The following is a 12,694-nucleotide window of genomic DNA, read 5'->3' as shown; positions in this document are numbered from 1 at the left end:
GTCACTCACTTCCGGAGAAGGCCCCATGAGAAGAGCCGTCCTGTCCTGTGCCGCCCTGTGCACCGCCATTCCCCTGACCCTCACCGCTTGCAGCGGAGGCGGGCCCGCCGCCTCCGGCCAGGCCAAGCCCACCGCGGACCCCGCCACCGGCGGCACCGTGCACTTCCTGGAGAAGCCCGACTTCTCGCACCTCGATCCGGCGCGCGGCTTCGACGGCGGGGTCAACAACTTCTACCGCCTGATCTACCGCACCCTCACCACCCGGGAGGCAGCCGGTCCGCACAGCGACGGGACGAAGATCGTCGGTGATCTGGCCACCGACACCGGCCGGGCCTCCGAGAACAACAAGACCTGGACCTTCACCCTCAAGAAGGGGCTGTTCTTCCAGAATGGCGCCCCGATCACCAGCCAGGACGTCAAGTTCGGCGTGGAGCGGGCCTGGGATCCCGACGCGGGCATCGGCTCGCCGTACGCCAAGCAGGTCATCGCCGCACCCGCCGACTACAAGGGCCCGTACCAGTCGGGCGACCTGGACACCATCGAGACCCCTGACGAGCGCACCATCGTCTTCCATCTCAAGAAGTCCTATCCGCAGTTCTCCAGCGTCGTCGCACAGCCGAACTTCACCCCCTTCCCCAAGGGCACCGGCGCCAAGGCCGCCTTCGACACCAAGCCGATCGCGTCCGGCCCGTACGAGGTGGCGAACTACCGGCGGGGCTCGTCGCTCGAGCTGGTCCGCAACAAGCACTGGAAGCGCTCCACCGACACGGTGCGCGCCGCCCGCCCGGACAGTTTCGTATGGACCTTCGGCCTGGACGCGGCGACCATCGACGAGCGTCTGATAGCGGGGCAGGGCAAGGACATCAACGCCGTCGGCCCCAAGGTGCAGCCCGCGACCATCGCCCGGCTCCAGACACCGCAGCTCAAGCAGCGCACGCTCGCCGGCGTGACCGGCTGCACCACGTATATGAGCCTGAACACCACCAAGGGGCCGCTCCGGGACGTCCGGGTGCGCCAGGCGATCGAGTACGCCGTCAACAAGCAGACCACGGTGGACGCCCTCGGCGGCTCCGCCCTGGCCACCGCGGCCACCTCCATCGAGCCCCCGTCGATCCCCGGGCGGGACGCCACGGATGTGTATCCCTCCAAGGACGGCACCGGCGATCCGGAAGCCGCCCGCAAACTGCTGGCCGAGGCCGGCCAGTCCAAGGGCTTCACCCTCACCGTGGACGCCCGCGCCAACGCGACCGAGCAGGCGGTGGCGGTGGCCGTCCAGCAGGGGCTGAAGCGGGTGGGCATCAAGGTGAAGATCAACACCATTGACACCTCGACCTTCTACGAGGTCATCGGCACGCCCTCACAGCAGCACGACGCGGCGCTCACCGGCTGGTGCCCGGACTGGCCGGGCGGCACCACCTTCCTGCCGCCGCTGTTCGACGGACGCCTCATCTCCGACAAGGGCAACTCGGTGCTCTCCATGCTCAACGACAAGAAGATCCAGAAGCGCATCGACGAGATCGCGGCGATGGAGGACGAGACGGCGCAGAACGAGGCCTACGGCAAGCTCGACGCCGAGATCATGAAGCGCGCCCCGATCGTGCCGCTCAACTACTCCAAGACCGTGCTGGTGGTCGGCACCAATATCGCGGGCGCCCACACCTCGATCTCGTACAGCGGCGGAATCGACCTGGTCGGCATCGGCCTCGCGGACCCGAAGAAGTAACCGGCATGGCGACCACCACCCTCCACGAGGCGCAGCCGTCACTGCCCTCGCCACCGACCGGCGCCGCGCCGCCCGGCGGCACCGCGCGACGTGTCCTGCGCGAGCTGCGGCGCGACATCGGGGCCGTGCTCAGCACCGCGTTTCTCGTCCTGATCGTGCTGATGGCCCTCTTCGCGCCGCTGATCGGCACGCTGGCCGGGCACGGCCCGGACACCTTCGACAGCGCGGCCGTCGACAAGGACCTGGGCGGGCTGCCCAAGGGGTCGCTCGGTGGCATCAGCGGCGACCACTGGCTGGGCGTGGAACCGCAGAACGGCCGCGACATCCTGGTCCGGATCGCCTACGGGGCGCGGATCTCGATGCTGATCGCCGTCTCCGCGACCCTTCTGACCACCGTCATCGGCGTGGTGCTCGGCCTGCTGGCCGGGTTCTACGGCCGCTGGGTGGACCAGGTCATCTCCCGGCTGATGGACTTCCTGATGGCGTTTCCCGCCCTGATCTTCATGATCGCGGTGCTGTCCGCGCTGCCGGCCGGCAACCGCCCGGTGCTGCTGGTGATCGTGTTGAGTGTCTTCGGCTGGCCGTATCTGGCGCGTGTGGTGCGCGGTCAGACGCTGACCCTGACGGGCCGGGAGTTCGTCGAGGCGGCGCGGTCCTCCGGGGCCGGCAGCCGGGCGCTGATCTTCGCGGAGATCCTGCCCAATCTGCGCAGCACCATCATCGTGATGACCACGCTCGCCGTGCCCGGATACATCGGCACCGAGGCCGGACTCTCCTTCCTCGGCGTCGGGGTCACCCCGCCGACCGCCTCCTGGGGGCAGATGATCGCCAACTCGGTCAGCTGGTACCAGGTGGACCCGATGTACTTCGTGATCCCCGGCGCCTTCCTCTTCGGCACCGTGCTCGCCCTGACCGTGGTGGGCGACCGGCTGCGGCACGCCCTGGACGCGGGGGAGGCCTCCTGATGCTCCGCTACATCGTCGGCCGGCTCTCCTGGGTGCTGGTCATCCTGCTGGCCGTCTGTGTGTTCACCTATGTCATCTTCTTCCAGCTCTCACCCGACCCCGCGGTGATGATCTGCGGCAAGACCTGCACACCGGAGCGCATCGACACGATCCGGACCTCCCTCGGCCTCAACCGCCCCTTCCTTCAGCAGCTGGGGGACTTCCTGCGCGGCATCGTGGCCGGCCGGGACTACGGCTCGGGCGCCAATCTGGTCCACTGCCCCGCCCCCTGCCTCGGCTACAGCTTCCAGAGCGGCCAGTCGGTGTGGGAGATGGTCCTCGAGCGGCTCCCGGTGAGTGTCACCGTCGCCGTCGGCGCGGCCGTGCTCTGGCTGCTCGGCGGGGTCACCATCGGGCTGCTGAGCGGGGTCAAGGAGGGTACGTGGTGGGACCGCTCCACCATGGCGCTGGCGCTCGGCGGCTCCAGCATCCCCCCGTACGTACTCGCCCTGGCGCTCCAGTACCTGCTCGTGGTCAAGTGGCAAGTGCTGCCGTTTCCTGCGGCGATCCCGTTCGGCGACGATCCGGTGGCCTGGTTCCAGTCGTATCTGATGCCGTGGATCGTGCTCGCCATCGGATACGCCTGTCTCTACGCCCGCATGACCCGGGCCAACGTCATCGACACGCTCGCCGAGAACTTCATGCGCACGGCCCGCGCCAAGGGGCTCGGGCCGGTCCTGATACTCCGCCGGCACGCGCTGCGGCCGGCGCTCACCCCGATCGTCACCATCTTCGGGATGGACTTCGCCGGTCTGCTCGGCGGCGCCCTCATCACCGAAACCGTCTTCGGCCTCAACGGCGTGGGCAAGATGGCCTCGGATGCGATCGCGAAGAACGACCAGCCGGTGATCATGGCGGTCACGCTGCTGGCGGCGTTCTTCGTGGTGATCGGCAACGTCGTGGTCGACCTGCTCTACACGGCGCTGGACCCGCGCGTAAGGACCACCGCGTCATGACCGAATCCCCAGCCCACCGGGCCGGACCGGACGAGTCCGCGGACCTGCTGGAGGTCGAGGGCCTGACCGTGACCTTCCCGACCACCCGCGGACCGGTGGACGTCGTCCGCGACAACACCTTCACTCTGCGGAACAACGAAACCCTGGGCATCGTCGGCGAGTCCGGCTCGGGCAAGTCCATGACGGCGCTCGCCGTCATGGGGCTGCTCCCACGGGGCGCGCGCACCAGCGGCAGCATCCGGTTCCGGGGCACCGAACTGCTCGGCCGCCCGGACGCCGAGCTGCGCCGGCTGCGCGGAAACGCGATGTCCATGGTCTTCCAGGACCCGCTGTCCTCGCTCAACCCGTACTACACGGTGGGCCTCCAGATCGCCGAGGTCTACCGCTGCCACCGCGGCGGTTCGCGCCGCGCGGCCCGCCGGATGGCCATCGACGCACTCGGCCGGGTCGGCATCCCGGACCCGGCCGAGCGGGTCGACCGCTATCCGCACCAGTTCTCCGGTGGACAGCGTCAGCGCATCATGATCGCGATGGCACTGATCTGCGAACCCGCCCTGCTCATCGCGGACGAGCCCACCACCGCGCTGGACGTCACGGTGCAGTCCCAGATCCTCGAGCTGCTGGCCGAGCTGAAGCGGCAGACCGGCACCGGCATGCTCTTCATCACCCACGACCTGGCGGTGATCGCCACGATCGCCCAGCGGGTGCTGGTGATGCGCGACGGGGAACAGCTCGAATACGCCGACACGGAGCGGGTCTTCTCCGCGCCGCGCCACCCCTACACCCGGATGCTGCTGGAGAGCATCCCGCGTATCGACGACGAGCTGGCCGCACCGGGCGTCGTATCGCCGACGGCCCGACCAGCCCGACCGACAGATCCCGCCCCAGCACAGGAGGAAGTCCGGTGACCGGCAGCCGAGGCAGCCAAGCTGATGCACCGCCGCTGCTGCGCGCCCGCGATCTCACCAAGCGCTTCACCACGCGGGGCGGGGGCGGTCCGCTGGGGCGCAAATCGGTGTTCACCGCCGTGGACTCGGTCAGCTTCGAGGTGTTTCCGCACGAGACGCTGGCGCTGGTGGGCGAGTCCGGCAGCGGGAAGTCCACCACCGCGCGGCTGGTGGCGAAGCTGATGGAAGCCACCGACGGCACCATCGAGTTCGCCGGGCGGGACGTCACCCATGCCCGCGGGACCGACCTGGCCCGCTTCCGCAATGACGTCCAGGTCGTCTTCCAGGACCCCTTCTCCTCGCTCAACCCCCGCCACACCGTGGAGCGCATCCTCACCGCACCCCTGGTCTACCAGGGGCTTCCCATCCCCAGGGGGCGGCGGGCCTTCGCCGGGGAGCTGATGGAACGGGTCGGCCTCAACCCCGACCATCTGCACCGCTACCCGGCGCAGTTCTCCGGCGGACAGGCCCAGCGGATCGGCATCGCCCGCGCCCTCGCGGTCGGCCCCAAGCTGGTGATCTGCGACGAGGCGGTCTCCGCGCTCGATGTGTCGGTGCAGGCACAGGTGATGGACCTGCTGCTGCGCCTCCAGCAGGAGAGCGGCTTCTCGTACCTCTTCATCGCCCACGACCTCGCCGTGGTGCGCCGGATTTCGCACCGTATCGCGGTGATGAAGCAGGGTGTCATCGTGGAGTCCGGCCCCTGCGCGGAGGTCTTCGAGCGCCCCCGGGACCCGTACACCCGCACCCTGCTGGCCGCGATACCCCGTATCGACCCGGAATGGGACCGCCGGCGCCGCGAGGGCGCCGCTGAGCACGCGTCCATCACCGCCTCACCCGAGGAACTGCCATGACCGACGACCTGTCAACCCGATCCCGTACCGCCACCGCCACGGAGGCTCCCGCCATCGCCACGGAAACCCCCGCCACGGAAGCCGCCGCCACCGCGCCGCAGTCCTCGCCGCGGTCCACGCGGCTGGACCCCCGTATGCCCCGGCTGGCCGAGCTGCCCTCCTTCGCGGCGTTCATGGCGGAGGGCTGGGACACCCCCGACCGCAGCGCCCGGACCGTGCCGGGAGCCGCGGACGCCGCCGCACACCACCGGGCGCGGCTCAGCGCCGCCCACCCGGGAGCGCCGATCGTGGTGGCCGCCGGGCGCGCTCCGGTGCGTTCCAACGACACCAACTACGACTTCCGCCCGGACAGCGACTTCTACTGGCTGACCGGGTGTGGCGGGGTGGAGCACGGCGTACTGGTGCTGCGCCCCGTACCGGGGGGCCATGACGCGACCCTGCACCTGCCCACCCCGGCCCGCCCCGGGGATCTGGGGTTCTTCGCCGACGCCGCGCACGGCGAGCTGTGGGTCGGTGGCGCACCCGGGCTTGACGAGTGGAGCGAGGCGCTGGGCCTGGACGTCCGCCCGCTCGACGAGCTCGACGCCGCGCTGGCCGGACTGACCAAGCCGCTGCTGACCGGCGCGCTCGACCCCGACACCGCACACCGCCACGGACTCGCCGCGTCCGCCGATCTGGGCCGTACTCTGTCCGAACTGCGCATGGTCAAGGACGCCTGGGAAATCGAGCAGATGCGGCAGGCCGTGGACCGCACCGTCGAGGGATTCGCCGCCGTGGTGCGCGAGTTCCCGGCGGCCATCGCGGGCGGCGGAGAGCGCTGGCTGCAGGGCACCTTCGACCGCTACGCCCGCACCCACGGCAACGGCCCCGGCTACGCGTCCATCGTGGGCAGCGGCGCACACGCGGCCACGCTGCACTGGGTGCGCTGCGACGGCCCGGTGGCGGAGGACAAGGCGGTGCTGCTGGACCTGGGTGTGGAGACGAACAGCTACTACACCGCCGATGTGACGCGCACCTTCCCGGCCTCGGGCCGGTTCAGCCCGGCCCAGCGCGCCGCGCACGACCTGGTGGAGCGGGCGCACCGGGCGGGCCTGGCCGCCGTCGCCCCGGGCCGGGACTTCGCCGACTTCCACACCGCCGCGATGGAGGTGGTGGCGCGGGGCCTCGCCGACTGGGGGCTGTTGCCGGTCTCCGTCGACGAGGCGCTGTCCCCGCAGGGCCAGCACCACCGGCGCTATCTGGTGTGTGGCATCGGCCACCACCTGGGTCTCGATGTGCACGACTGCGCGCGGGCGGACTACGACGCGTACCAAGGGGCGAAGATGACGCCCGGCATGGTGCTCACTGTGGAACCGGGGCTGTACTTCCACGAGCACGACCGCACCCTCCCGCCGGAGCTCCGCGGGATCGGGATGCGCATCGAGGACGATCTGCTGGTCACCGAGGAGGGTGCGGAGGTGCTGTCCTCGGCGCTGCCGCTCGACGCGACGGGTCTGGAGCGCTGGATGACGACCCGCTGACCGTCTGCCGACCCCCGGCCGATGGACCGTCGGCCCGTCGGCCGGGGAACCGTAACAAGCCCAAGCATCGAAGTAGTATCCACTACAGTGGCATGTAACATTGCACTGTCCCGAAGGAGGATCCATGACTGCTGGCCCCGACACCCCCTGGCGCGGTGTTCACGTCGCGACACCGCTGCCGCTGCGCAACGACCTCTCCGTCGACTACGACGCCTACGCGGAGCACGTCCGCTTCCTCACCGAGGGCGGCTGTGACGGCGTCTGCCCGAACGGCTCCCTCGGCGAGTACCAGACGCTGTCCGACGAGGAGCGCGCCCGGATGGTGCGCACCGCCGTCGAGGCATCCCCCGAGGGCCACACCGTGATGCCCGGCGTGTCCGCGTACGGCGCGCTGGAGGCCCGCCGGTGGGCCGAGCAGGCGGCCGAGGCGGGCGCCGACTCGGTGCTGCTGCTGCCGCCCAACACCTACCGCGCCGACCGCGAGGGCGTGCTGGCGCACTACCGCGAGGTCGCCGCGGTCGGCCTTCCGGTGGTCGCCTACAACAACCCCCACGACACCAGGGTCGATCTCACCCCCGACCTGCTGGCCGAACTGCACGGCGAGGGCCTGATCGTCGCCGTCAAGGAGTTCAGCGGAGACGTCCGCCGCGCCTATGAGCTGGCCGAACTCGCCCCCGGCCTCGACCTGATCATCGGCGCCGACGACGTCCTGCTCGAACTGGGCCTGGCCGGGGCGGTCGGCTGGATCGCCGGCTACCCGGGCGTCCTCCCGGAGAGCTGCGTGGAGCTCTACCGGCTCGCCACCTCCGGCGACCCCGCCGACATCGCCAAGGCCCTGCCGCTCTACCGCGATCTGCACCCGCTGCTGCGCTGGGACTCCAAGACCGAGTTCGTCCAGTCCATCAAGCTGTCCATGGACGTCGTCGGGTTGCGCGGCGGCCCCTGCCGCCCGCCGCGCACTCCGCTCCCGCCCGAGATCGCCGAGCGGGTCGTCCGGGACACCGAGGTCGCTGTCGCCAAGGGATACAAGTGAGATCCAGCCGCGTCTTCCACACCGTCGAATCGCACACCGAGGGCATGCCCACCCGGGTCGTGGTCGGCGGAGTGGGCGTCATCCCGGGCGACACCATGGCCGAGCGCCGCACGTGGTTCATGGCGAACCGCGACGATGTGCGCACCCTGCTGATGTACGAGCCGCGCGGCCACGCGGCGATGAGCGGTGCCATCCTCCAGCCGCCGACCACCCCGGAGGCCGACTGGGGCGTGCTGTTCATCGAGGTCTCCGGGCTGCTGCCGATGTGCGGCCACGGCACCATCGGGGTCGCCACGGTGCTGGTGGAAACGGGCATGGTGGAGGTGCGCGAACCGGTCACCGTCATCCGCCTGGACACCCCGGCCGGGCTGGTGACGGCCGAGGTGGCGGTCCAGGACGGCCGCGCGCGTTCGGTGACCCTCCGGAACGTGGACTCCTTCGCCCACGCCCTGGACCGCACGGTCAAGGTGCCCGGCCTCGGCGAGGTCCGTTACGATCTGGCCTTCGGCGGCAACTTCTACGCCATCGTCGATCTGGCCGAGCTGGGCCTGCCGTTCGACCGGGGGGCCGCCGGCGAGCTGCTGGCGGCGGGCAAGGGGATCATGGCCGCGATCAACGAGAGCGATGAGCCGGTCCACCCCGGCCGCCCCGACATCCACGGCTGCCACCACGTCTACCTCAAGGCGCCCGGCTCCACCGCGGCACACTCCCGGCACGCCATGGCCATCCACCCCGGTTGGTTCGACCGCTCGCCGTGCGGCACCGGCACCAGCGCCCGCATGGCCCAGCTCCACGCGCGCGGCGAACTGGCCCTGGGGGCCGAGTTTGTGAACGAGTCCTTCATCGGCACACGCTTCATCGGCCGGCTGATCGAGGAGACCGAGGTGGCCGGGCGACCCGCCGTGGTGCCTACCATCACCGGACGGGCGTGGGTCACCGGCACCTCTCAGTTCACATTGGATCCGGACGACCCGTTTCCGGCCGGATTCCTGTTGTAGAAAGGCGAACCAGTTGAACGGCGAACTGCCGGTCGCGGAGGACTCGACGACGCACCTGCGCACCGTGGGAAAGCGTGAAATCCTCCGCGACCGGGTCAGAAACGCGCTGCGCGCCGCGATCATCTCCGGAGAGCTGACGGCCGGCACGGTGTATTCCGCGCCGACGCTGGCCGCCAAGTTCGGGGTGTCCTCCACCCCGGTGCGCGAGGCGATGATCGACCTGGTCAAGGAGGGGTTGGTGGTGGCGCAGCCCAACAAGGGCTTCCTCATCACCGAGGTCTCCGAGCGGGACCTGGACGAGGTGACCGCGGTGCGGCTGCTGGTGGAACCGCCCTCGGTCCGGGCGGTGGTACCGCTGGTCCCCGCGGAGGGCCTCCCCGCCCTGCGGGAGCTGGCCCAGCGCATCGTGGAGGCCGCGGAGCGGGGTGACCTGATCGGCTACGTCGAGGCCGACCGGGTCTTCCACCTCGCCCTGCTGGCGCACGGCGGCAACCGCCGCCTGCTGGAGGTGGTGTCCAACCTCCGGGCCCAGACCCGCCTGCTGGGGCTGGCGCCGCTGGTGAAGAACGGCACCCTGGTGGAGTCGGCGGCGGAGCACCACCAGCTCCTCGACTTCGTCGAGTCCAGGAACGCCGAGGCGGCCGAGCTCTTCATGCACCGTCACATCGGACATGTACGGGGCATCTGGGCGGGCGGCACATGACCGCCCAAGACCGTCGGGCGGCGCGCGCCGACACCGCCGACCTGGTGGTGATCGGAGCCGGGGTGGTCGGCGCCGCCGCCGCGTACTTCGCGGCCCGCTCCGGCCTCCGGGTCACCGTCGTCGACCGAGGCCCGCTGGCCGGCGGCACCTCCAGCGCCGGCGAGGGCAATCTGCTGGTGTCCGACAAGGAGGCCGGGCCCGAACTCGACCTGGCGCTCTACTCCCAGCGGGTCTGGCGCGAGGAACTGGCCGAACACGCCGGGCTGTGGGAGTTCGAGTCCAAGGGCGGCCTGGTGGTGGCCTCCTCCCCGGACAGCGCGGGCCCGCTCGCCGAACTCGTGCGAGAGCAGCGCGCCCACGGGATCGACGCCGTCGACGTCCCGTGGGACGAGCTGCGGGACTACGAGCCCCACCTCTCCCCCAAGCTGGCCCACGGCGTCTACTACCCGCAGGACGCCCAGGTCCAGCCCATGCTGGTGGTGGCGCATCTGCTGCGCATGGCGCGGCAGGCGGGCGCCGAGGTGCGGACGGACACCGAGGTCACCGGGTTTCTCCGGGCCGGTGAGCGGATCACCGGAGTCCGTACCGCCCGCGGGCCGCTCGCCGCACCCGCCGTGCTCAACGCGGCGGGCACCTGGGCCGGCGCGGTCGCCGAGCTGGCCGGGGTGCGGGTGCCGGTGCTGCCGAGACGGGGATGTGTGCTGGTCACCCAGCCCCTGCCGGTCATGATCCGGCACAAGGTGTACGCGGCGGAGTATGTGGGCGACGTGGCCAGCTCGGACGCGGCGCTCCAGACCTCCCCCGTCGTCGAGGGCACCCGCGCGGGCACCGTCCTGATCGGCTCGTCGCGGGAGCGGGTCGGCTTCGACCGCGACGCCCCGCCCTCCGTCCTCGCGGCGCTGGCCCGCAACGCGATCGCGCTCTTCCCGTTTCTGGCCTCCGTCCAGGCCATCCGCAGCTATCTGGGCTTCCGGCCGTACTGTCCCGACCATCTGCCGGTGATCGGTCCCGATCCACGGGCCCCCGGGCTGTGGCACGCCTGCGGGCACGAAGGCGCCGGGGTGGGCCTGTCGGTGGGGACCGGCAAGCTGCTCGCCCAGGCGCTGACGGACCGCCCGACCGACCTGGACCTGACCCCCTTCTCGCCCGAACGATTCGAGCGAGCCCTGCCCGGCGACGAGGTGACGCGCGATGTCCCCTGAGATGTCCCCTGAGCTGCCCCCCGGCAACCCGCCCTGCCGGCTGTCCTTCGACGGGCGGACCATCCACGCCCGGCCGGGCCAGAGCGTCGGGGCGGCGCTGGTCGCGGCCGGGGTGGTCGCCTGGCGCACCACCCGTGGGGAGGGGCGGCCGCGCGGGCTGTTCTGCGGGATCGGGGTCTGCTACGACTGCCTGATCACCGTCGACGGCCACCCCGACCAGCGGGCCTGCCTGGTGCCCGCGGCCGACGGCATGCGGCTGGAGTCCGGACATGCGGGAGGGGACGCCGATGCGCGGGAACGATGACACAACGGCAGATGTGCCGGTGGCCGATGTGGCGGTGGTCGGCGCCGGACCGGCGGGCCTGGCCGCCGCGGTCGAGGCGGCGGCGGCCGGGCTGACCGTGGTCCTGGTGGACGCCGGTGAGCGGCCCGGCGGCCAGTACTGGCGGCATGGCCCGCACGACGACGGCCCCGGCCCCGGTCAGCACGGTCGTCGTACGTTCGCCGCCCTGCGCGCGGGCCTGGCCCGCACCGGGACCCGTACCCTCTTCGGGCACCAGGTGTGGCTCATCGAGCGCGGCGCCGACCGGTTCACCCTCCATCTGCGGCCGAGCCATGACGCCCGCGAGCCCGAGGCCCGCGCGCTGACCGCGCGTTCGCTGATCCTCTGCCCGGGCGCGTACGACCGCCAGCTCCCGGTGCCCGGCTGGGACCTGCCCGGGGTCATGGCGGCCGGCGGGGTGCAGGCCCTGCTCAAGGGAAGCGGCACGCTCGCCGGGCGGCGGGCCGTGGTGGCGGGGACGGGGCCCTTCCTGCTCCCGGTGGCGACCGGCCTCGCCGCGGCGGGGGCCGAGATCGTCATGGTCTGCGAGGCCAATCCGCTGCGCGGCTGGCTGCACGACCCGGGCGGCGCGCTGCGCGAACCGGCCAAAGCGGTCGAGGGCGCCCAGTACGCCGCGCTCCTGGCCCGGCACCGCATCCCGTACCGGACCAGGACGGCGGTCACCGAGATCCGCGGGGAGGACCGGGTGCGGTCCGTGCGCATCGCGCCGCTGGACCGCCACGGGCGTCCGCGCGACGGCGTGCGGATGGAGGTGGAGGCCGATCTGGTCGCGCTGGGCTGGGGTTTCACCCCGTCGCTCGAGCTGCCGCTGATGGTCGGCGCGGCCACCCGGCTGGACGTGGACGGTTCGCTGGTCGCCGTGGTCGACGCCCGGCAGCGGGCCGACGTCCCCGGCGTCCCCGGCGTCTATCTGGCGGGCGAGGCCACCGGGGTCGGCGGCGCGGCGCTCGCCGTCCGCGAGGGCCGGCTGAGCGGGCTCGCCGCGGCCGCCGATCTGGGCAGGGCGGTCGACGAGGGCCGGCTGCGCCGGCTCCAGCGCGGGGTGCGCCGGGGGCGGCGGTTCGCCGCCGCGCTGCACGCCGCCTGTCCGATTCCGCCGGGCTGGACCGACTGGCTCGACCGGTCCACGGTCATCTGCCGCTGCGAGGAGGTGACCTATCACGACCTGTGCCACGCGGCCCGCGAACTCGGCGCCGAGGACCCCCGGACGCTGAAGCTGCTGGCCCGCCCCGGCATGGGCATGTGCCAGGGCCGGGTGTGCGGGTTCGCCACCGCCCAGGTGGCGGCGGCGCTCACCGGCCGGTCGCCGAAAGCGGACGATCTCCTGCCGCTGGCCCGCCGGCCGCTGGCGGCGCCGGTGCCGCTCGGCGACATCGCGGCCCTGGGCGAGGAGTCCTGACCTGGGGCGGCG

General features: G+C 71.8%; 12 protein-coding genes. All 12 read left to right on the top strand.

The genetic code is table 11. The features are described from left to right. The first annotated feature begins 25 nt into the window (after nucleotides 1-25). Entirely contained in the window at nucleotides 26-1,723 is a 1,698-nt protein-coding gene (locus tag ACZ4WQ_RS32260; protein WP_468022625.1) for an ABC transporter substrate-binding protein, read from the top strand. A gap of 5 nt (nucleotides 1,724-1,728) precedes the next feature. Beyond that, the gene (locus tag ACZ4WQ_RS32255) at nucleotides 1,729-2,688 is read left to right on the top strand and encodes an ABC transporter permease (protein WP_398373530.1); all 960 of its coding nucleotides are present in this window, start codon (nucleotides 1,729-1,731) and stop codon (nucleotides 2,686-2,688) included. Then, complete coding sequence (locus ACZ4WQ_RS32250; RefSeq protein WP_468022624.1) at nucleotides 2,688-3,683, top strand: ABC transporter permease; 996 nt, start codon at nucleotides 2,688-2,690, stop codon at nucleotides 3,681-3,683. The genes ACZ4WQ_RS32255 and ACZ4WQ_RS32250 overlap by 1 nt, the downstream gene beginning before the upstream one ends. Next, nucleotides 3,680-4,591: an ABC transporter ATP-binding protein gene (locus ACZ4WQ_RS32245; RefSeq protein WP_014175751.1), complete on the top strand. Its 912-nt coding sequence runs from the start codon at nucleotides 3,680-3,682 to the stop codon at nucleotides 4,589-4,591. Before ACZ4WQ_RS32250 ends, ACZ4WQ_RS32245 begins: the two co-directional genes overlap by 4 nt. Next, a complete protein-coding gene (locus ACZ4WQ_RS32240) occupies nucleotides 4,588-5,484 on the top strand; it encodes an ATP-binding cassette domain-containing protein (protein WP_398373528.1) in 897 nt (298 codons plus the stop codon). Before ACZ4WQ_RS32245 ends, ACZ4WQ_RS32240 begins: the two co-directional genes overlap by 4 nt. Beyond that, complete coding sequence (locus ACZ4WQ_RS32235) at nucleotides 5,481-7,004, top strand: aminopeptidase P family protein (RefSeq protein ID WP_398373527.1); 1,524 nt, start codon at nucleotides 5,481-5,483, stop codon at nucleotides 7,002-7,004. The genes ACZ4WQ_RS32240 and ACZ4WQ_RS32235 overlap by 4 nt, the downstream gene beginning before the upstream one ends. 124 nt (nucleotides 7,005-7,128) lie before the next feature. Continuing rightward, nucleotides 7,129-8,037 carry a dihydrodipicolinate synthase family protein gene (locus ACZ4WQ_RS32230; protein WP_398373526.1) on the top strand — a complete coding sequence of 303 codons (909 nt, stop codon included), beginning with the start codon at nucleotides 7,129-7,131 and terminating at the stop codon, nucleotides 8,035-8,037. After that, nucleotides 8,034-9,035: a proline racemase family protein gene (locus ACZ4WQ_RS32225; protein WP_358842544.1), complete on the top strand. Its 1,002-nt coding sequence runs from the start codon at nucleotides 8,034-8,036 to the stop codon at nucleotides 9,033-9,035. Before ACZ4WQ_RS32230 ends, ACZ4WQ_RS32225 begins: the two co-directional genes overlap by 4 nt. A 13-nt stretch (nucleotides 9,036-9,048) precedes the next feature. Continuing rightward, entirely contained in the window at nucleotides 9,049-9,738 is a 690-nt protein-coding gene (locus ACZ4WQ_RS32220) for a GntR family transcriptional regulator (RefSeq protein ID WP_311728965.1), read from the top strand. Then, nucleotides 9,735-10,940 carry an NAD(P)/FAD-dependent oxidoreductase gene (locus ACZ4WQ_RS32215; protein ID WP_398373525.1) on the top strand — a complete coding sequence of 402 codons (1,206 nt, stop codon included), beginning with the start codon at nucleotides 9,735-9,737 and terminating at the stop codon, nucleotides 10,938-10,940. The genes ACZ4WQ_RS32220 and ACZ4WQ_RS32215 overlap by 4 nt, the downstream gene beginning before the upstream one ends. Then, nucleotides 10,930-11,244 carry a (2Fe-2S)-binding protein gene (locus tag ACZ4WQ_RS32210; protein WP_311728963.1) on the top strand — a complete coding sequence of 105 codons (315 nt, stop codon included), beginning with the start codon at nucleotides 10,930-10,932 and terminating at the stop codon, nucleotides 11,242-11,244. The genes ACZ4WQ_RS32215 and ACZ4WQ_RS32210 overlap by 11 nt, the downstream gene beginning before the upstream one ends. Beyond that, complete coding sequence (locus tag ACZ4WQ_RS32205; protein WP_398373524.1) at nucleotides 11,228-12,682, top strand: FAD-dependent oxidoreductase; 1,455 nt, start codon at nucleotides 11,228-11,230, stop codon at nucleotides 12,680-12,682. Before ACZ4WQ_RS32210 ends, ACZ4WQ_RS32205 begins: the two co-directional genes overlap by 17 nt. Nucleotides 12,683-12,694: the final 12 nt, after the last annotated feature.

It is taken from the genome of Streptomyces sp. NPDC028305 (genome assembly GCF_055569495.1).
Note: the sequence above shows the minus strand (reverse complement) of the source record. Positions and strands in the feature narration are given on the sequence as shown.